The organism is Salinibius halmophilus, from assembly GCF_003577475.1.
GTDB lineage: Bacteria > Pseudomonadota > Gammaproteobacteria > Pseudomonadales > Natronospirillaceae > Salinibius > Salinibius halmophilus.
In genome coordinates this window covers 329711-349478 of sequence record NZ_QPEP01000003.1, presented here as the reverse complement: position 1 = coordinate 349478, position 19768 = coordinate 329711, and the positions used below count along the sequence as shown (strand labels likewise).

General features: G+C 45.7%; 15 protein-coding genes. 3 read left to right on the top strand and 12 right to left on the bottom strand.

Annotated elements, in window-relative coordinates:
* Positions 1-96: 96 nt before the first annotated feature.
* From DUW71_RS04975 to DUW71_RS04935, 9 genes are all read right to left on the bottom strand, one after another.
* Complete coding sequence (locus DUW71_RS04975; protein ID WP_119394130.1) at positions 97-723, bottom strand: hypothetical protein; 627 nt, start codon at positions 721-723, stop codon at positions 97-99.
* Positions 724-854: 131 nt separating this feature from the next.
* Positions 855-2471 (bottom strand): hypothetical protein, encoded by a 1617-nt coding sequence (locus DUW71_RS04970; protein WP_119394129.1) that lies wholly within the window; start codon positions 2469-2471, stop codon positions 855-857.
* A 15-nt stretch (positions 2472-2486) separates the two neighbouring features.
* Positions 2487-4076, bottom strand: a complete 1590-nt coding sequence (locus DUW71_RS04965; protein ID WP_119394128.1) for a hypothetical protein — start codon at positions 4074-4076, stop codon at positions 2487-2489.
* Positions 4063-8229: a hypothetical protein gene (locus tag DUW71_RS04960; protein WP_119394127.1), complete on the bottom strand. Its 4167-nt coding sequence runs from the start codon at positions 8227-8229 to the stop codon at positions 4063-4065. Before DUW71_RS04960 ends, DUW71_RS04965 begins: the two co-directional genes overlap by 14 nt.
* Positions 8230-8258: 29 nt before the next feature.
* Positions 8259-8795: a DUF4150 domain-containing protein gene (locus DUW71_RS04955; RefSeq protein WP_119394126.1), complete on the bottom strand. Its 537-nt coding sequence runs from the start codon at positions 8793-8795 to the stop codon at positions 8259-8261.
* A 17-nt stretch (positions 8796-8812) separates the two neighbouring features.
* Entirely contained in the window at positions 8813-9859 is a 1047-nt protein-coding gene (locus tag DUW71_RS04950; RefSeq protein WP_119394125.1) for a hypothetical protein, read from the bottom strand.
* A complete protein-coding gene (locus DUW71_RS04945) occupies positions 9856-10857 on the bottom strand; it encodes a DUF2169 family type VI secretion system accessory protein (RefSeq protein ID WP_119394124.1) in 1002 nt (333 codons plus the stop codon). Before DUW71_RS04945 ends, DUW71_RS04950 begins: the two co-directional genes overlap by 4 nt.
* On the bottom strand, positions 10857-11861 hold the full coding sequence (locus DUW71_RS04940) for a hypothetical protein (protein ID WP_119394123.1): 1005 nt from the start codon (positions 11859-11861) through the stop codon (positions 10857-10859). Before DUW71_RS04940 ends, DUW71_RS04945 begins: the two co-directional genes overlap by 1 nt.
* A gap of 169 nt (positions 11862-12030) precedes the next feature.
* Positions 12031-12663, bottom strand: a complete 633-nt coding sequence (locus tag DUW71_RS04935) for an acyltransferase (protein ID WP_119394151.1) — start codon at positions 12661-12663, stop codon at positions 12031-12033.
* Between the two features lie 129 nt (positions 12664-12792).
* On the opposite strand from DUW71_RS04935, the gene DUW71_RS04930 reads away from it, so the two are divergent.
* Positions 12793-13407 (top strand): GTP cyclohydrolase II, encoded by a 615-nt coding sequence (locus DUW71_RS04930; RefSeq protein WP_233546028.1) that lies wholly within the window; start codon positions 12793-12795, stop codon positions 13405-13407.
* Between the two features lie 560 nt (positions 13408-13967).
* On the opposite strand, the gene DUW71_RS04925 is transcribed toward DUW71_RS04930, so the two are convergent.
* Positions 13968-15221: an MFS transporter gene (locus DUW71_RS04925; RefSeq protein ID WP_158583879.1), complete on the bottom strand. Its 1254-nt coding sequence runs from the start codon at positions 15219-15221 to the stop codon at positions 13968-13970.
* 126 nt (positions 15222-15347) lie between these two features.
* On the opposite strand from DUW71_RS04925, the gene htpG reads away from it, so the two are divergent.
* Both htpG and DUW71_RS04915 read left to right on the top strand, forming a co-directional pair.
* On the top strand, positions 15348-17237 hold the full coding sequence (htpG, locus tag DUW71_RS04920) for a molecular chaperone HtpG (protein ID WP_119394120.1): 1890 nt from the start codon (positions 15348-15350) through the stop codon (positions 17235-17237).
* 135 nt (positions 17238-17372) lie between these two features.
* Positions 17373-17924, top strand: coding sequence for a YfaZ family outer membrane protein (locus tag DUW71_RS04915; protein ID WP_119394119.1), 552 nt, complete (start codon positions 17373-17375; stop codon positions 17922-17924).
* 179 nt (positions 17925-18103) lie between these two features.
* Here DUW71_RS04915 and DUW71_RS04910 read toward each other — a convergent pair whose 3' ends face one another.
* The gene (locus DUW71_RS04910) at positions 18104-18622 is read right to left on the bottom strand and encodes a lytic transglycosylase domain-containing protein (RefSeq protein WP_119394118.1); all 519 of its coding nucleotides are present in this window, start codon (positions 18620-18622) and stop codon (positions 18104-18106) included.
* Positions 18591-19757 carry a cupin domain-containing protein gene (locus DUW71_RS04905; RefSeq protein WP_119394117.1) on the bottom strand — a complete coding sequence of 389 codons (1167 nt, stop codon included), beginning with the start codon at positions 19755-19757 and terminating at the stop codon, positions 18591-18593. Before DUW71_RS04905 ends, DUW71_RS04910 begins: the two co-directional genes overlap by 32 nt.
* Positions 19758-19768 lie beyond the last annotated feature (11 nt).

Here is a 19768-nt window from a genome sequence, read left to right as displayed (position 1 = left end):
CGACTCGAACACTTACGTGGCACAGCTCTGGGCTTTAGGAATGTAACCAACTACATAGCTCGGTGCCTGTTGGAGTCAGGAGGTTTTAAAACTCAGCTACACCCTTAAATGCGAAGAGCCAGTTTTGACTGGCAAGAATGAAAAAGAAAAAAGCGAAGCGAATAATAAGGGTAGAGTTACTAGTGGGCTTAAAGGATGCATTAACAGCCCAAGAATAAAGTCTAGCGGCTCAAAAATAACTGGTATTAAAAGTGGAATGCTAAGGCCAATAATGAAAAATCCTGCTATAGGCCTATTCGCAGAATGGGCATTTTCAACCCACAAATGCTCACCATCACTCACTCCTATTTCTTGTGGGCCGCTATATAGCCGATTTGGTATTATGATATGTTTTGCTGGGTGCTTATTATAAAAACTTGGGTCAAAAGACAGTTCAGCGCTAATGGTCTTTAGCTTAGGTGGAAGATAGCGAAAACCAGCTGCTACGATTGCAAATCCCCAAACTCGAAGAAAATCGTAAATTATGAATAAGGGTATTATCAGAAAAAAACGAAGTCGGTTATATTGTCCCTTTAGTGCTTGCTTTAGTCTGACAATAGAGTATAGTCTTTCACTCAATGAATCATCAATTTCTTTTGCCGGACCAAAAAATACTTCCTGATAGACAGATTTTAATCTTCCTGAGGGAGTGTCAGAAAACTTTGGTCGTTTACGTATAGTCATATTCTTCCTCAGATGCATACCACCAGAATAATTACAGGTGGCATACTCATACTTCATGCCACTTTAGCCGGTCTTTTACTGAATCGTCGTATCTGGTACGGAAGCTTTTAGGTGAGGTCATGGTGTTTTACCTAGTTATTCACTACGGCTGCTTTCTCACGTTTCTTCGCTGCAGTACAAATCTCTGCAATTGAATCTTCAGCGTACTTTTGCCAGTCATAGTCGGCTAGAAAGCCATCTTTGAGCCTTTCGCTTGATGTAAATTTTATATATATATCAGTAATATTTTCTACAGTTGGGTAATGTTTGTTTAATGAGAACGCTAGCCGTTTTTTGACTTTATTGAAATTATTTAAAGCGTTTTTAATTTCACTAGCACGTTGCCTATTTACGAAGCTAAGACAATTTCGAATTTCTTTTGCCTCCCTCATGGCATTTCCTTTTTCTTCCTGAATTATTTCATTGTCAATCCTAGAAAAAACTTCGTGAGAATTGCTATAAAAGCTTGATGTAATACCTACAATAGAAAGGCATGCCTCACTTTCGAATTTTTCTAGCAAAGGAAAAACAATGCTCTCATTATATAACGGCGCTCTTTCATCCAACTGTGCAGCAAAAAACTCGGCAATAATGGGTTTTGCTTTTTCGTATTCAGATTTATATGCCCGAATTGCCTGCACTTCTGCGCGAGTCTCGAGTACCCGTTTATCTTCAGCCAAACCAGCGCCACGAGTTTCAGGATTAACGATCTCACCAAACCGAATGGAGTGAGGCGTAATGAGTTGGTCGGTAAGGTTGTATAGACTATTTTCGCTTTGGTAATGCTGAGCACTCTCTGCTGGTGGCTGCTTTTTATTGGTAAAACGCCATAGCGTTTCATTATTCGCTTTGTGCCATTCAATGCTTTCTTTGGCGAGTATGCTGATGGCGGCCACGTTGGACTGGTCCATGAAGGCATAAATCGCGCCTACACGCTGACGTAGGTAGTCGGTATCAAAACTGCGAAAACGAACATAGTAGGCACCACTGCCATCTTTACGGGGCACTTTAGCTCGAATCACAAGCATGCTCGCACCACCGTCAGGGTCTAGTGTTGAAGCGTATGATACTTGCTTAAATGGCACCGTCACTGGCGTGCCAAACAATCCTCTATAAAATGTCGCAGTTTGGGCGCGGCGATGAAACATCACGCCGGTGCTAGAAGGAATGAAGGTCGTCAAAAAGGGTGATAACAGAAACAATAAGGTCGCAACAGCGACATTATCAATAAAAAACAGACTGCTCCAGCCGATAAGCAGCCAACAAGTCATAGGCCCATAAATGTTTACCGGGTTGCTAACGTAAAGATGTTCTCCATCACAGTCGCCCGTTTCATCTAATCCACATTGAGGGTTAGGCCAAATTTTTTGCTCAACGGGAAATTTTTCGTAAAGCTTGGTATCAAAGTTTACTTCAGTATCTATCTTCGCCAGCTTAGGGGTAACAATGCGACTACATGCGAATAAAAAATAAAGCCACAACAATCGTAATCCATCTAAGAACATGCCCCATGTCAGCCAAAAAAGGATGGTGAACCAAGATTTTTCACCCCGCCATGCGCGCAATAGGTAAACAAACACCATTGAGCGCTTTAACGGATTGAGGGTATTCAACTCGTCAAAGTCACGAAAGCCATGATCGTAGATCGACTTGAGCCGGCCTTTTACTGAATCATTGTAGCTGGTGCGGAAGCGTTTAAGTGAGGTCATGACAATAAATGATTATCAAGAAAATACAATTTCTAGCGCTCGTTGTTCCAAAGAGCTCCAGTCATAGTCCTTCAATAAACCATTTGAATAGCTTTCTGTTGATTTTAATTTAGAAAGTAATTCACGGATAGTCTCTTCTTTAATCAATTTTTCCCTGTATGCAATTCCTATTGCATGGAAAAAATCGTCAAGCTTTGGCAATGATTCTAATCTGGATAGATCTAATTTTGTTCCGTCTGATAGCTTTCTCAAATCAGCTCGTCGAGATTGTGACTCCTCATTTTCTCTTAGCTTTAGTACTTCTTCTTGAACAGCTAAATAAAATGGTAAGAATTGAGCTCTTAATTCTGTAGATATTTCATCGTGGAAATTTTTTTCAATTTTTTTAAATTCTTTTAGGTGTGAGTTGTTTTTTTCTTTGTTTAATATTTCATGTATGTAGCTAGATATGATTTTTTTGTGTTTGTTGAATTCGGATGTGCGTAATTCAGATGCTTTGTGGCGTTGAGCTCTTTTATCCCATTCTCTATGTGTCTGTCTTGCTTCATTAATTGTTTTTGGATTCATTGCTTTTTTATATTGAGGCATGAATGTGTCACAAAAGGATGAGTTATACAGACTATCTTTTTTACTGTAGTTATCAGCTTCTTCTGGGGTGATCTCTTCTTGGGTATAGCGCCACAGGTTGGTTTTATTTTCTTGGTGCCATTCTATACTTTCCTTAATCCTTCGAGGCATAGCAAAGTCATTGTCTAAATCCATAAACACATCGATTGCGCCGGCAGCCATTGCTTTCTGATCGCTAATTGCTGTAGAAAGTTTTACCCAGCCAGTAAAAGAAATGTTTTCAGGTACTCGCGCGCGAATGACTAGCCAACCACCTGTACCACGGGGGTCAATACCAGCTGTATAGGTTACTTGCTTGTAGGGTACTGTTACCGGTTTGCGAAACCAACCGCGGTAAAACGTAGCCGTTTGGGCTCGCCGATGGAACATAATGCCAGTTTTGACTGGCAAGAAAGAAAATGAAAATAGCGAAGCGAATAATAAGGGTAGAGTTACTAGTGGGCTTAAAGGATGCATTAACAGCCCAAGAATAAAGTCCAGCGGCTCAAAAATAACTGGTATTAAAAGTGGAATGCTAAGGCCAATAATGAAAAAACCTGCTATAGGCCTATTCGCAGAATGGGCATTTTCAACCCACAAATGTTCACCATCACTAACGCCTATTTCTTGCGGGCCGCTATATAGCCGATTTGGTATTATGATATGTTTTGCTGGGTACTTATTATAAAAACTTGGATCAAAGGACAGTTCAGAGCTAATATTCCGTAGCTTAGGTGGAAGATAGCGAAAACCGGCTGCTACGATCGCAAAGCCCCAAACTCGAAGAAAGTCGTAAATTATGAATAAGGGCATCATCAACAACAAAAGGAGCCAGTTGTATTGCCCTGCTAGTGCTTGCTTTAGTCTGACAATAGAGTATAGCCTTTCACTCAATGAATCATCAATTTCCTTTGCCGGACCAACAAATACTTCCTGGTAGATAGACTTTAATCTTCCTGAGGGGGTGTCAGAAAACTTTGGTCGTTTACGTATAGTCATATTCTTCCTCGGATGCATACCACCAGACTTGATTAAACTTAGCGAACTTTTGTCCAGCATATTCAATTACATTAGACGTAGGACTATAGTTATTAGGCACTTTAGTTGGTGCTGTCGGTAGTTGGTTTGAGAGCCCTAACGCATTAAAGGATTGCTCGTCGTCACTTTCCAGAGATTCGCTACGGCAAACTAATCGAATTTCAAAAGTATCAAATGAGTCATTTAGCTGTAGTTTTGCACCCTCATTTAACTTTTTGAACAATAAGTTAGACAGGTATAATTTCGACTGTTGTCCCTGTTCTAGTGTAAATAGAGGGTTTAACTCTTCACTATTTATTCCAAAGCAACCACCGCTATTAATTACGCCATCGTCTATTAATGTTCGCCATTCTTCTTGTGCATCTTGCATATAAAAATCTTTGGCTCTAACCAATACTCGGTAACAATATGATGCTATAGTAGTGTTTGCTGAACTTGGTAGGTAGATGTAGAGACCCGATGCCGCCGACTTCATAGTTAACTGCGGAGCACTCGTGAAGCTCACAAAATTTTGTAGAGCGACTTCTGGCTCTTCATAGTGCTGGTATTCATCGTTTGGATTTACAGTTGTCGTTGTGACTGAACCTGTATAGTAACTGTAGGAAGTGTATGTTTGTGGTGCTAGCCTATGGTGGAGTACACCAAAGGGAGTATGGGCTAAAATCTTTTCTTCATCACTTAGGGCAAACAATGCTGCCACTGCTGAAGCAATTGCAAATCCGATGGCCAATATACCTAGAACCAATGCTAGTGGCCCAGTTGCTAGTATAGCTACTACTGAAAGAGCACCTGCAATCATGCATGTGAGGCCTGATACTAGCATTGCTGAATCGTTGCTTTTCGTAGCGTCAAAGTAGTCAAATGCACCCTGTACAAAAGTTGCGACACCACCAAGAATGCCTAAGCCTTTGCTAACACTTTTAATAGCAAGTTTGGTGTTAGGGGCGAGATTTTGAAACCTCGTTAAGAGAGGGGCCCCCGTCGCTTTCCACGATCGTAACCCGAGTTCAAATACTGCGATTGCGCTGTCAAATAAATCGGCAAGTGCTGCGATAAACTCTACAGTAGCCCTAACTGACCTTAGTTCAACAAGGCTTTTATACTTATCAATCGCAAAGGTTATATTGAAAATAAACATGCCAGTGTTTGCAGCAAAAGCAACTCGCCTGAAAGGTACTGACGGTTCAATGTCTTGAACTAATGCTGGGTAGCGAGTAGATTCAATTTGGTCTAGCTGTTTATTTATTAGCTCTTGTTGAGCTAATAGGCTGCTATCTACTGTTGCATCGAGCTGATCTTGAACTCTCTTTAGTTCAGTGTATTTCAGGTTTTGTTGCTGTCGTGCAATTTCTAAAGATTTGTGAGCACCTTTTACTTCTTGACGAAGAGCATTTAGTTTATTTCTTGCTTCGACAATTTGATCCAGCTGCTCTTGTGGAAGATCTACTTCTACCTTGTTGAAGTATAAAGACAGTTTTTTGCTTTGAAGCTCGCTCGTAATGTCTTGCTCGCCTAAGTCAGCAATGACTGCTCCATACTCGTTTAGCAATCGTTGCATGTTTGAGCGGTTACTCTTCCAGCTACTTAGTGGAACGGAAAGGGTAATTCCTGAACTCGTTTTAAATCTGAATTTTGGGCCTTCAGCGCTCAGTAACTCATTGAGGCTATTGATATCTGTCTGAAGTCGCTTATGAAAATTGCTTAGATTTGCTGGCGCGAGCGTTGCTGGAAAGTCACCATCTAGAATTTGTACAACTGAGACTTCTACCTGCATTGTCTGGCTGCCGTAGAGCATATTTTGAAAGCGAGCAAGTTTTTTATTGGCACCCACCAAATCATCACCAAGCGGTTCTACGCCTATATTTGTATTTGACGCAGCTTGTCTAGCGGCACGGGAGCGCATCTGTCTAGTTGCTGCCGCTTGCTCATGACCATAGAGCTCAACACGTGTTCTTTGATGTTTTAACTCAGACTCTTGGATGTTCAGGGTTGATAGCTCACGCTCAGCTTCAAGTTTATATGCACGAGTCTGTTTAATTTGAGCCTGAATCGTTGACTGTCTCGCTTCCTCGACCGCGTCTACCACGTCAAGGCGTGCTCTTCTTAACTCGTTGTTATGCTTCGAAATCCTATTTTCATAGTCGGATATTGTTTGTTGAACTTTTGCTTTTTCTACCTCAACTTTAGCAATTTCGTCATCTAACTTTATACGTTCATCGATTAGATCAGCTTCTTGCTGCTGTTGAGCCATTACCGCTTCATCAAAGTCATTTGGCGGGCGGTGTATATCCTCATTTTTGTCGTAGAAAAGGGGACTATCTTCCTGTAAGTAACGGTCAATACTGTTATCTTTTTTGTAATCGTGAAGCAGTACAAAAATGAGGGGGATCTTACACAGCTGTTTTGCTAAACCCCTATTGAAGCTATCTGAATCTTCTGAGGTAGTCTGGTCTTCTGAGTCTATTGGATTTTTAACAGCAGGCACCATTCTAATAAGCTCTGCAATTCCTTCTACTTCATCTAGTCCCATGGCCTCAGCGGCTTCAATTGTAAGTGGCTCTGCTAGCTTTTGGTTAAACTGCTGTACTAAATTAGGCGCAAGGTTTGCAATATCGAAGGTATATTTGTAAACAGGGTGTTTGAAAGGGGAGCTGCCTATTATCTTTTTGACTAAATCGGGTAACGGATTGGCGACTTGTAGGCTTCGAATTTTCGCATAGTCCATCGCACAGCCACTTGTGATATCGGCCACGTCATGCATGACGCCTTCGAACATATTTGCTAAATGTGCAACTCCCTGAAATCTCAAACTAGGGTCTTCATCTGAACCTAAGTGTGCAAAATCACTGAACCTTGCCACGAAGCTTGGATGGTCTACTACGTCAACGAATTTAGTTTGCAGGTTAGATATTTTTTCTGCTTCATTTTCAAAGAATGTTGCTCTCAATATGGAGCGAATTTGATGGTCATGAACTTGTTCACGGCATTTTTTGAGGTCTTCAAATCGGTCTTTGATTGCGCCATGCTTTTCTTCGAGCCGTTTATACTCTTCACGTAATTCATGCTGGATTCTAAGACCAGCACCAGCACCATACAGTTTTTCATACTCATCATAGTGCTCACGGTAATAAGCCTGAACTTCTTCCCTGCCTATGAAGCTGTCATTGCCACTATCCTGATCAAAGAACCTTTTAACTTGCATTGGTTGCTGATCAATAGAGTGGTCTAAGCCATAAAAGTAGCGTTGATTAATTTCGATCGCTAGCTTGGTTTTTGCAAAATGGTCAGCAGCACTTGCACCTTGAGAGCTTTGAATTTCCTGAAAATTAACTAAACGGTTTTTTTCATTTCGAACATGCGCTACTTTTAATGCCAATTTTTCGCTTATGTGATAACCATACCCCAACCAATCTGGCAGGGTATAAACGGCAACTTCGTCAGGTACTTCGGCATTAAAATACGGCTGCATCGCCGCCGTACTGATTTTTAGCGTTTCATCTTCATCAAGCGAGTCACAAACATCTAACTGACATAGCCGGTCTTCGACTAGCTGGGAATCTGTGATGCCAGAAACTTGCGGGTTTTCTAGGTTGCGCGGGTCGTCTGGGCACATGCCACCAAGTAGGTTGATATGTCGCCAGCTCCACTGCTCTTCACTAAACGCCGCTTTTATTTCAAATTCTTCGCCATCATTGGAGGCCGGTACAATAATGCAGTCGCGAGATAAACACGTTGCAGGGCGCTCATTATTACCTTTGTGCACCGCAAGGTTTACATCAACGTAGCGGCCATCTTCCACTCGCAGCTCGCGCCACAAATAGCCGCCTTTAAATAGGTACAGCCAGCCAGAACGTACAGGAAGACACATGGTTGAGCGTTGGCCTAGCTTTTCTTTGCCTGCAAGCAAATTGTCGAGATCATGCGTTAGCTGAATTTTTATTGGCCTAACTACCAAAGGCCACTCGTCTGGCGCATCGGTTACTAACACCGGCTCCATTTCTGCTAGAGGCACACGGTACTGCTCTCCGTTTGCCAGTGCTTGGTCGGTGATCGATAAATGCAGGTAGCGGCTGCCGTCGTCGGCGGTGCTGATGGTAAATTCGCGCTTGCTCATGGTGTCCTTGCCTCTGTTCTTCCGTTTTATTATTCGGTTTCTTCCGCTGTTACATCAAGGTTGGGTTTTACTTCTACATCACCCATCACCGAATAACCTGCTACGTATGGCCCTTCTTCGGCTTCTACTTCGTCTTCGCTCATGGCTGGCATGGCAATAGGTGGCATGCCTGGTGGTTGCATTAGTGGCATTGGCGGGGTGTTCATTTTGTTCGACACCATGGTATCGAAGGCGCGTGTTGCGGGTGTGCCTTCAATCATCACGTTGAAGCTTGCGCTAATAAAAGATGCCTCAGCGCCTTGCTGGCCCGATGCAACGCCTTTATGGCTGCCTGGCTCGTCGCCCACGCTTTTGCTGAATACCGACTTTTGGTGGCAAGCTGGATTGCCGTTAATTAACACACTGTCGGCGGTTTTATCGGCGTCGCGGCTTTGAGCAACGTTGGGGTAGGGAATTGGGATCGAGCCATAGGGAATAGGCGTCATGCATACGTCAATTGTGTTGAGTATGCCGTTCGAACCCGCATGAACAGCTGTTAGTGCATTGATTAAAACATTTCCAGACATGGTCTATTCCTTTAGATCTATGATTCTTTAATTGGCTCAATTAGTAAACGCGTCGCCTGCTGTTGGTATATAATGCCACTGAATTTTGGCAATGGTACAGCTAGGGTCGAGCTTTGATTCAACAAACATAATAGCAGTGGCAGGGCAGCGCTTCCAAGTTCCCCAAAAGTAGAGTGTAAACTGGTGAACTGGGTCGCAGATGTCGTTTCAGCTGCATTAATAGGTAATGTTCTATTGTCTACATTGGCCACATCGTTGGCGGTGTTTTCAGTGTTTTGCTGCTGTTGTTTAACTTGCATTTGTTGTTGGCGCTGTACAACTCGGTACTGCTCATTTTGTGCGCCACGGCTTTGATTAAAATTTGTTAACCAATGGCTGTTTGGCTGACTTTCTGAGTGAGCAGCTGTGTGCTCAACTAGATGCTCAGCCAGGGCTACTTTCTGCACTCGGCTGAGTGTTTGCCAGCTATTTTCGGTTAGCCTGGTGACCTTTCGCTGGGCTTGTTGTTGCCAGCTAAATTCGATGGCCACTAAGGCCTCGCCGCAAATCTTGCCTTCTTGGTTATTAAAGTGGAATAAGTCGGCGCGCAGGTTATGGCGCTCGCTATCTAAAAACTCACTGTGTAGTGTTATCCATAACTGGCGCTTGTCGTTAGGCTGGGCATCTGGCTGGTCGCTCAGTGGTTTTGCTTGTTGAAGAAAGTCGTCAACTGAGCTGGTTTGCAAGGCAATCGTATAGCCGTGCTGTTGCAGTTGTTCTGCCGCCAGCGGGTGGTCGGTTAACAGGTATACAACTGTGTTGTCTTGCGCGGCAAAGCGCTCAGTGCTTAGCCAGGCTCCTAGCATTATATCTAGGCGCTCAAGTTTATCGTGCATGCCTTGAACATAGGGCGCGGCGTAAACTGGTGTTGGCTCGGGCGTATTTTTTGCTGTTTTCCGTTCTGCCTGTTCGGTAATCGCAGTTTGTCCAGCCATCAAACTTGCCAGTAGCACGGCGGGGTCATCGCCCAATGCGCTTTCTATTCGGCAGCTTTCAATTTTGCTGTGGGTAACAATTAAACTCATGCTTGTTCTAGCCAAAACTGTACAGGTGGAGTGCGATCAAAATCCCACGGCACGCTAGCGCGCCAAAGTAGGTTAAGCGTTTTTTCTTCACTATCCAGCATCATGGTGTCACATTGCAGATTTAGTGGTTTGGGCTTAGCATCGGAAATAGATTGCACTGCCGCTGTTAACTGAAGCGAGGGAAACTCTATGTCCATCATCGGCTGGTCAGCACTCATATGCTGCAGGCGAACATAGCTAGCTGTTTTTGGTAATTCAGTAAAGCGTTGGTCGAGCGGCGCGCAGTTAAACATATCTTGCTCGATACCCGCAGGATAGGGGCATTCACCTGCTTGAGCGGCATCGCTATCTAGTTTTGCAAACGCTTCTTGTCGTGGTGCCCACATTGGTGCGATTGGGCCAAAGCCCGCTGGTGCGCGTTGATCGCGGCGGCTTTTAATCAGTGGCTTTTGCTCAATAGCTGGCAGTTGCTCATCGTCTGGATTAAAGCCAAGGCCGGCTGGGTTTTGCTCAAACTGAATGAGTCGCTTTTTACGGTCTTGGTATTGGCCACCGTATGCAAGGGCGTAGCTTAGTGGTACTGGGTCTTTTATGAGTTGGGGTTCACTTATGCTGCGCCCCATTAAGCCGGATACCCACTTACGCTCGCCAAATACGGCGAGTTTTTTTTGCCAGAGTTCAGTCTTTTCTTGGTCAAGTAATGCTGCTTGTACAATCAAACCCTTGGCTGGCCCTGGTGGGTGGGCTTTGCCACTGATTAGCAGCTCGAACCCTTGTTTACTAACGGCGATCTCCGACGCTTTGACTACTGGTTGGTTAGCGTCATCTTCTTGATACTCGTCGGCCAAAACAAGTTCAGGCTCGGGAACAACGCTTAATTTGCCTTCGTCATCCCATTTGTAGCTAGCTTTTACCACCAATGTCATCACTTGTTGGCCAGTCAGTGACCAACCTGGAAAAGCAGCAGCGGTAAAGTCGGTATGGTTATTAACTTGCATTAGCTAAGGTGCTCCAACCATTGTTGCTGCCAGAGTTGATTGGCATTTCCCAGTTTGTTCCCCGTGTGTGCAAATACATTCCATGCAGGTGCCAGGCTTGGGTGATGATAGTCAGTTAAATAAGCTTTTAGCGCGGTTTTTCGCCACTCCCTGTGGTTGTACTGCTGCGGGTTTAGCTTTGCTAGATATTGTTTTGCAGCGTTTTTACTTGGCATGCTGTCTTTACTTGTCACGTTATCGCCCTGTAGGCGTGGCACCTGGGGTAGTTTTTGTTGGGTCATAATGAGCCAGTTTTGGTAAAGAGGTGCTGCGACACGAGGGTGTTCAAAACCCTCAATCCACTGCTCAATAAACTCTGGCTGGAAAAGCAAAATATCATTTATTGCAATCAGCTCTGGTGGGTACTCGGCCAACAGGTTAAACATGGTTGGGCGCGCAGCAATATCGCCGTGTAAACATAAGTAAGTAAAGTGCTCAGGTGTGACTTGCTCAATGAGTTGCTCAGACAACTCGCCTGCAGTTAGGCAATATTGATACGCCGCAGGCATGTTTGCTATCTGGTTTTCTAGGCGCAGAGGCGCTTTTCCGCCTTGGAAGAGCTGTTCTAACTGCTCTGCTGGCCAGGTTACTTGGTCGAGTAGTATTGCAATAAACGGCTGGTTGTCTAGCTCGCCGAGCCAGTTCAATAGCGACTCGGGCGCTTGCTTGGGAAACGCTAACGCTATGGCTAACGCTACATCTTCAGGCGCTTCGTCAACTAGGTCATGCACGGTGTTCTGTGTGGCTTCAATATTTTGCACATCAATATATGCTTTGGTTCCAGCACACTGAGCGTCTATTTTTATTCGTGCATGAGCAAGCGCATATAATGCTGCGGCAAGCTGTTGCTCGAGTGCAAGCAAGCGCTGTCGGCGAACGGGTTGCCTTAGCAGCTTTTTCCGCCTAGCCCAAAGCTCGCTAGCCGTGATAGCGAAGGATTCGAGAGCTTCTGTTGTGGTGGTCATTTACCCTAAGTCCTATTTGCCCAATTCCATTTGCAAGTACTTGATTGTAACGAAAATATGCCTTGGGGCATATAGTGCCAAAAATAGGTTTCTTGGGTGCATGCGTAAGCATGCCGTAGCTTTGTTGTACAGAGCATACTGCTAGTGCCAGAGGGCTATTTGATTAGTGTTATTCCCCCCGGTAGTGCCCAGGTTTGTCGAGCCTATCGCCAATTACGCGCGCTGGCGAGCCAGCAACAATTTTGTACTCGCCAACCGAGCGGGTAACGGTTGCGTTCATGGCAGCCACACTGTGGTTGCCCATGTGAGTGCCATCGGTAATACCAACGCCCGCGCCTAGCCATACATCTTCGCCAATGTGGATTCCTTCGCTGGTGACCGGCTGTTCGTTGATTAGGCTATTTGCGGCTGTGCCATGATTAAATGCAAATAGCTTGCATTGTGCGGCAATGCGAGTGTTTTGCCCGATGTAAATGCCTTTTTTTCCACCATCCATATGGCAGTTAGGGTTGATGCCGACGTTTTTACCAATGTGAATAGGGCCGTGCAAAAAGCAATCGGCGCCAATGACAGCACCATCCTCAATGATAATGGTGCGCCCTGGTTCGGCGAACAAATTTGCCTTCGGAGAGATAAATACCTCGCCACGAATGTCGATGGTTTCTAGGTTGCAAAGCGTTTCTTGCCAGGCTTTTTGGTGTGCTTTTATGGCGTTTTTGATCTTGGGTTTGAGCAGATGGTAGCGCCATGGCATGTAATTAATACGCTCAAGATGTTGTTCAAAATAGGGCAAATCATGCATTTTTAAAAATCCAGCTAGAATTACATGGCGTAAATTGGATGAAGCCAACGCAAGAGAGCGAGCAGCATGGAACATATTCTGGTATCTTCCGCCAATTCTACAGAAAATTCTTCTCAAGAGAGTGCGGATTTGAATGCAAAGCAAACGACCGACTGTGCAGTACGAGCGCGTGTAAAACTGGGCGTTGGTCAAAACAGTAAATACCCAGCCGAAATGGTGAGCTTTAGCGGCCTCAAAGACGGTAAAGAGCATGTCGCCATTATCTTCAAAGGGGCAGACGCCAACGCCAAACCATTGGTACGTGTTCACTCAGAGTGCCTAACAGGCGACGTATTCCATTCGTCGCGATGCGACTGTGGCGAACAGCTTGAAGAAGCCATCGAAACCATGGCCGAGCAGGGCGGTATTATTTTGTATATGCGCCAAGAAGGCCGTGGTATTGGACTGTACAACAAGCTTGATGCCTATGTATTGCAGTCGGAAGGCATGGATACATTCGCCGCCAACAACCATTTAGGGTTCGACGACGATTTGCGCACCTACGGCGATGCGGCGCTGATGCTCGATGCTTTAAATGTTGAGCAGATTACCTTGCTAACCAACAATCCGAAAAAACCGGAATCGCTTCGTGAGCATGGTATCGACGTTGTGGGTACACAGCGCACCGGTGTTCACAAGAAAGAAGGCAACGTCGCGTATTTAGAAGCGAAACGCCGTATTGGAAAGCATCACATCGACATGTAACCAAGCAATGTTTTGAGAGCCCTGCCTAACGGTGGGGCTTTTTTATTTGTGCGTTGCCGTTAATAATGCTTTGGTTTTTAAAGTTATTACCAATATTTGATGAAATTTGGCGAAAAAGACGTGACAGCTGCAAATCTCTTTTGTATGGTTAAGTTAGCCGCAGTGGTAGGTGGAACGGGAAAGCAGCCGGAATCATCCAGCCTCTGGTGGGATGCGCCGGCAGTGTTACTAATGCTGCCTGCCACGCGGCTGATACCCTAAATGGGATGTTTATTAGAACGTTAGTTACCATCGTCTAAGTCGGTAAAGTCGCCAACGCGAGTTACCGACTTTTTTTGTGCCCGAGTTTTATCCAAGGTTTACAAGGACACCCACCGATGTTCGTTACCAAGGACACCCACCGATGTTCTGGGCACCCACGCCTAACTGGGACACCCACTAGTGCAGGCCGTAAATAAACTCAACTGGCGCTTGAGCGATGGCTGTCCCTATAGAAGTTCATGAACGATGGGTGTCCCGAATATCTATGGGTGTCCCAATAAAAGCTATTCAAGCAGTTTCTAAGCAGCTTTGTGATTTTCAAGAGCTTGGCTTTTTAGACGCCATAGTAGGAAACCACCGATCGCGAACAGTGCAATCACTACCCACAAGGCTTGGCGGCCACCTACAATATCGAAGGCAACGCCAAATCCAACCGCCAAAATAGAGGCAGCCCGAACAAAGAAACCCCACAAGCCAAAGCTAGAACCGGCTTCAGACTCTGGTGCAACCAGGCCAACTACGCCGCGGCTGGCGCTTTGAATAGAACCCATGCCAGAGCCTGCCATTAACGCTACAAAAATGAACATTGTATTCGGCGCCATGCCAAACAAAGCCGCCAAATTTTCTAAAAAGTACATGCTCAGCACACACACTAGCCACAATCCGATACTTAACAAGATAGTGCGCTTTGCGCCGAGCGCGCGCTCGATAAAACCAAAGGCCAATGCACCAAAAAATGCCGACAGCTGTGTGGCCAAGAACACACTAATTAAATCTTGCTGGCTCATGCCCAGCACCGAGCTAGTGTAAATGCCAATGAATTTGATGATGGCCTGCATGCCAGCCATGTAAAAAGTAAACGCAATAAAAAACTGGGTGAGAAGTTTGTGGTCTTGCACCATGGTGAAGAGCGTCATGCCCGGGTTTGGGTTTGGTGTACGACGATCTTTAACCAGTAAAAATGTTGGCAATGAGAACACCATGAAGAACACGGCCATCACAATCATCGCGCTTTGGTTTTGCGCAACATACTCTGGTGTGCCCGCAGCAGCCGATACCCAAAGCAGTACAACAATTACCATGCTCAGTAATCCGCCTAGGTAACCTACGCCCCAAGCAATACCAGATACTAACCCCATGTTCTTTTTGCTGGCTAAGTCCGACAGAAATGAAGCATTGATCGACTCACCCAGCATCCAGGTTGCATTACTAACGAAAATAATCGCGATACCAAGCCAAATTTGCCCCGGCGAAACCAGTGCTAACAGTGCCGTGAATAGTGAGCAAATGGCGGTAGAAGTGAAGAGCAGTTTCTTTTTAGAAAAGCCACGGTCAATTAAGCGGCCAATGTAAGGAGACAACACCATAGACAATACAGTGGAGCCCAGAATGGCAATGGACCAGTATGTCCCCTGTGCTTGGCTAGCACCAGGAACAATGTAGTCCACGAAAAACGCCGAGTAGACAAAAGAAATAACAACTGTGGTATAGGCCGAGTTGGCGACGTCATACATCGACCAGCCAAAAATCTCGCGCTTGCTTCCCGGATTCATAAACAACTCCCTCAAAATCTGGCTCAATAATGCCATCGGATGAAAAACAAACAAAGGAATACTTGAAAACTTGTGTGGGTGTCCGCATATCTGTAGCCGATGTAACTAAGCTGAGATGACAAAACCATGACAACCACAGCAAAAGAAACGCATAGTTTTCAAACCGAAGTTAAACAACTGCTCAATTTGATGATTCACTCTTTGTACTCGAACAAAGAGATTTTCCTTCGTGAGTTGATCTCTAACGCCTCGGACGCGGCGGATAAACTGCGCTTTTTAGCATTAGAGAATGATGCGCTGTATGAAGGAGATGGTGACCTAAAGGTTGAGCTCAGTATCAACAAAGATCAGCGCAAGATCATCATTGAAGACAACGGCATTGGTATGACGCGCGACGACGTGGTGGCAAACCTAGGCACCATTGCAAAGTCGGGCACGGCGGAATTTATCAAGCAGCTTGGCGATAGCCAAGACAATAGCCAACTTATTGGTCAGTTTGGTGTTGGCTTCTATTCTTCGTTTATTGTTGCGGAGCAAGTAGACGTATTTACCCGCAAAGCAGGCGACGAACAAGGCACGCACTGGTCTTCAAAAGGTGAGGGTGAGTACGACCTAGAAGAGATTGAAAAAGCAAAACGTGGCACGCGCATTGAGCTAACGTTGCGCGAAGGTGAGGACGAGTTTTTAAGCGAATGGCGTTTACGCGAGCTGGTTCGCAAATACTCAGACCATGTTGGCATCCCGGTTATGCTAGAAACCGAAAAGCCAGGTGAGAGTGAAGACGACGCCACCGTTATTGAATGGGAAAAAGTTAACGACGGCCAAGCGCTTTGGACAAAGTCGAAGAACGAAATTTCTGATGACGAGTATAAGTCGTTCTACCACAGCCTAGGCCACGATTTTGCCGACCCGCTAACCTGGGTACACAACCGAGTTGAAGGTCGCCAAGACTATACTTCGCTACTTTACGTGCCAGGCAGCGCACCAATGGATTTATACCAGCGCGAAGGTGCGCGCGGTTTAAAACTGTACGTGCAGCGTGTGTTTATTATGGATCGCGCCGAAGAGTTTTTGCCAATGTACCTACGCTTTATTAAAGGTGTGGTAGATAGCAAAGACTTGTCACTAAACGTATCGCGCGAAATCTTGCAGCAAGACCAGCAAGTAACAGCCATGAAAAAAGCGCTAACCAAACGCGCGCTTGGCATGATCAGCACCTTGTCTAAAGACGAGGAACAATACAAAACCTTCTGGAAAGAATTTGGTGAAGTATTGAAGGAAGGTATTGGCGAAGACATGAGCAACCAAGAGAAAATTGCTGGTTTGCTTCGCTTTGCTACGTCGAAGAACAGCCACTTCGACTACACCGAAACATTAGACGGCTACATTGAGCGTATGCCAGAAGGGCAAGAGCATATTTATTACGTTATTGCCGACAGTGTGAAAGCCGCTTCAGCAAGCCCGCATATTGAAGTGCTGAAGAAAAAAGGCTACGAAGTTATCTTGCTTGGTGACCGCATCGATGAGTGGATGATGTCTTACTTGTCTGAATATAAAGACAAGAAGTTCAAAAACGCTGGCAAAGGCGACTTGAATCTAGACGAGCCACAAACTGACGAAGAGAAAAAAGCCGAGGAAGAAGCTGATAAAGCAGCCGAGCCTTTGCTAGAAAAACTTAAGAAAATTCTTGAGTCAGACGTTAGCGCTGTTAAACGTTCGCATCGCTTAACCGACTCACCAGCTTGTTTGGTTCGTGGTGAACACGAGCTTGGTGAGCAAATGCGTAAGATCATGGAAGCGGCAGGGCAGGCCATGCCAGACACCAAGCCAACTTTGGAAGTAAATGTGGACCACCCACTGCTGAAGAAAATTGGTGAAGCGTCGTCGGATGAGCGAGCTGAAGCCCTAACCCGATTGATCTATGACCAAGCGCGTATTGCCGAAGGTATTGAGTTGTCGGACCCAGCTGGCTATGTTAAAACGCTGAACAGCTTGCTTGCCGAGCTGCCTGCCTAAATAAAGGTTCTACGTTGGCGAATATGCCAAGACCTGAACCATTGCCAAAGCCTCACAAGTGTGGGGCTTTGTTATATCCAACAATGCTATACAATGTGACCAAGTTCATTAAATGGTGTTTGGGAGAACCCAAAAATGCGTAAATTTATGATTGCCGGCTGCTTGAGCCTAGCTTCAATGGCGAACGCTGGTGGCGCTGTCGACTTCTCTATCTCGCTTGAGTCAGTGCGAATTGAGCATGAAGCCGCTCGTGTTGGTACTGGAGCGTTAATCTCATTAGGTGGCGCTTACAACCAAAACCAAGGCTGGTTGTTGAACGCTGGGTTCCATGCTGTTGATAGCAAAGCAGCAGCAAACCCTCTGATTGCTGGCTTAGGTGGTAAAGCTTACTGGTTCGACGCCAAAGATGGCGGCTCAGGTGGTGCACTTGCGCCAGGTTTCTTTGTTCGCTACCAGCCCAACTTCGCCAGAGGATTTGGCGTTGAGGCCATTGTGCATTACGCCCCACCAATTTTAACCTTTTCACAATACGACCACTTTGGTGATTTTCACTTGCGCGCAAACTATCGCGTACTGCCACAAGCACGTGCATTCATTGGCGCCAATTACACAGCGGGATTAGAAGCAGAGCAAGACCCGGTATCAATTAATGACGGTGTGTATCTTGGTTTTAGAGTGAACTACTAGGGTCGACTTTATCGGGACACCCATCGATGTTGTTCAATACTGCCATAAGCAGGACGCCCATCGATGATGTTATGGCTACACAACCGGGACACCCATCATTATTATCCGGGGCATCCATACCAATGCAGTTCGGATAAAGCTGTATTGGTGGGTGTCCCAGTAGCCGTTTCAGGCACTAGTTATGGCTGGTAAAGCGCTAGCACTTTTTCGATGTAATTACGGGTTTCGGGGAAGTTAGGTACGCTGGCGCTGGCGTCAACGGCGGGTTCGCCTGCGTTATATGCGGCCAAGGCCAGGCGAAGGTCGCCATACTTGCGCATCAGTTCAGAAAAAAAACGGCTGCCTGCATACACGTTTTGTTCAATGTCGAAGGGGTCGTCCACGGCAAATGCATTTGCTGTAGCGGGCATTAATTGCATTAAACCCATTGCGCCTTTAGACGATACCGCCTGCGGGTTAAATGCCGATTCCACTTCAATAATTGCTCGTATTAAGCTTGGATCGAGCTCATAGCGATGGGCGGCTCGTCGAATGGTTAAATCAACTAGGTCAAGGGCTGGCGTTTGATCTTGTGCCTGAGCCAGTGCGTGAGTAAGCACCACTGGCCCGCGGTCAGTTTGATAAACGAATAATTCAGTCGCGAATGTACTCGTTGCTAACAGTAAGCTAATCGTAATCGCCGTCTTGCCAATCATCATCCACAAACACCAATGCCCCAGTGCTAAACATATCGGCAAGCAATTGTTGGGCTTTAGGGGTTTGTGCCAAGGTTAACAGCTGCTCACTTTGTAGATCTTGATGGCTGTCAGCAATGTAGTTAGCTAGTGTTTTGGTATCTGTATCGAGTAGGTACTCTTTACTATCAACAAACAAATAGCTTTGATAAGTTGCAAAACGCGAAGCAGGGTGGCGTTCAGGATGGCTGTCCTGCAACATTTCGGCAATCTCAGACCAGGCAATTTCGGCACCCAGTTCACCATGATCAGCGTACTTGGGTTCTGTCATATAACGGCCTAGCCAGCGAGCCATTAACGTTGGGTCGTCGATGTGGCGTTGCATGATACCTTTGACAATTTGAACTGATTTTTCGTCAATCATGCCCGCGTGCTCCGGCACCTCGCGCTCTGGGTCGCCATACCTATGGTGGTCGGGTAATAGTTCGGTGAGCATTGCGCCAAACTCGCAGGCAATGTCGGCGTCGCTTGGTGCTCGAAAGCCAACAGAAAGTGTCATGCATTCATCATCGAGCGCTACACCATTGTGTGCCACGCCTGGCGGTAAATACAGCATGTCACCTGGGTTGAGTACCCATTCTTCCTGAGCGGTAAACTCTTTTAAAATTTTAACTGGGGTGTTGGGTAAAATTTCGTCCGTTTCATCGCAAACTCGATCGATTTGCCAACGCCTTTGACCGGCACCTTGAATAAGAAACACATCATAGTAGTCTGAATGTGGCCCCACTGAACCGCCAGTTGTGGCGTAACTAATCATAATGTCGTCTAGTCGCCAGCGCGGGATAAAGTCGAAGTCCTTTAATAGCTCTTTTACCTCTGGCACCCAATGGTCTACCGCCTGTACCAATAGCGTCCATTTGTTCTTTGGTAGCTCGGCAAAGTCATTGTCACCAAAGGGGCCATGCTTGAGTTCCCATTGCTCGCTACCTCGTTCAATAACGATTCTGCTTTCAACGTCAGGCTCAACGGATAGCCCCGCAAGTTCTTCTTTGTCGACAGGGTTCTGAAAATTAGGGTAGGCATTGCGAATAAGTACTGGCTTTTTGTGCCAATATTCTTTTAAAAAAACTTCAACGGATAAATCGCCCAAAACCGACATGGGGCACCTCT

Coding starts and splice junctions, on each gene's coding strand:
- htpG (WP_119394120.1), top strand. CDS start 15,348: ATGACAACCACAGCAAAAGAAACGCATAGTTTTCAAACCGAAGTTAAA.
- DUW71_RS04975 (WP_119394130.1), bottom strand. CDS start 723: ATGACTATACGTAAACGACCAAAGTTTTCTGACACTCCCTCAGGAAGA.
- DUW71_RS04960 (WP_119394127.1), bottom strand. CDS start 8,229: ATGAGCAAGCGCGAATTTACCATCAGCACCGCCGACGACGGCAGCCGC.
- DUW71_RS04910 (WP_119394118.1), bottom strand. CDS start 18,622: ATGATGATTGGCAAGACGGCGATTACGATTAGCTTACTGTTAGCAACG.
- DUW71_RS04905 (WP_119394117.1), bottom strand. CDS start 19,757: ATGTCGGTTTTGGGCGATTTATCCGTTGAAGTTTTTTTAAAAGAATAT.
- DUW71_RS04915 (WP_119394119.1), top strand. CDS start 17,373: ATGCGTAAATTTATGATTGCCGGCTGCTTGAGCCTAGCTTCAATGGCG.
- DUW71_RS04950 (WP_119394125.1), bottom strand. CDS start 9,859: ATGAGTTTAATTGTTACCCACAGCAAAATTGAAAGCTGCCGAATAGAA.
- DUW71_RS04955 (WP_119394126.1), bottom strand. CDS start 8,795: ATGTCTGGAAATGTTTTAATCAATGCACTAACAGCTGTTCATGCGGGT.
- DUW71_RS04940 (WP_119394123.1), bottom strand. CDS start 11,861: ATGACCACCACAACAGAAGCTCTCGAATCCTTCGCTATCACGGCTAGC.
- DUW71_RS04925 (WP_158583879.1), bottom strand. CDS start 15,221: ATGAATCCGGGAAGCAAGCGCGAGATTTTTGGCTGGTCGATGTATGAC.
- DUW71_RS04965 (WP_119394128.1), bottom strand. CDS start 4,076: ATGACTATACGTAAACGACCAAAGTTTTCTGACACCCCCTCAGGAAGA.
- DUW71_RS04970 (WP_119394129.1), bottom strand. CDS start 2,471: ATGACCTCACTTAAACGCTTCCGCACCAGCTACAATGATTCAGTAAAA.
- DUW71_RS04935 (WP_119394151.1), bottom strand. CDS start 12,663: ATGCATGATTTGCCCTATTTTGAACAACATCTTGAGCGTATTAATTAC.
- DUW71_RS04945 (WP_119394124.1), bottom strand. CDS start 10,857: ATGCAAGTTAATAACCATACCGACTTTACCGCTGCTGCTTTTCCAGGT.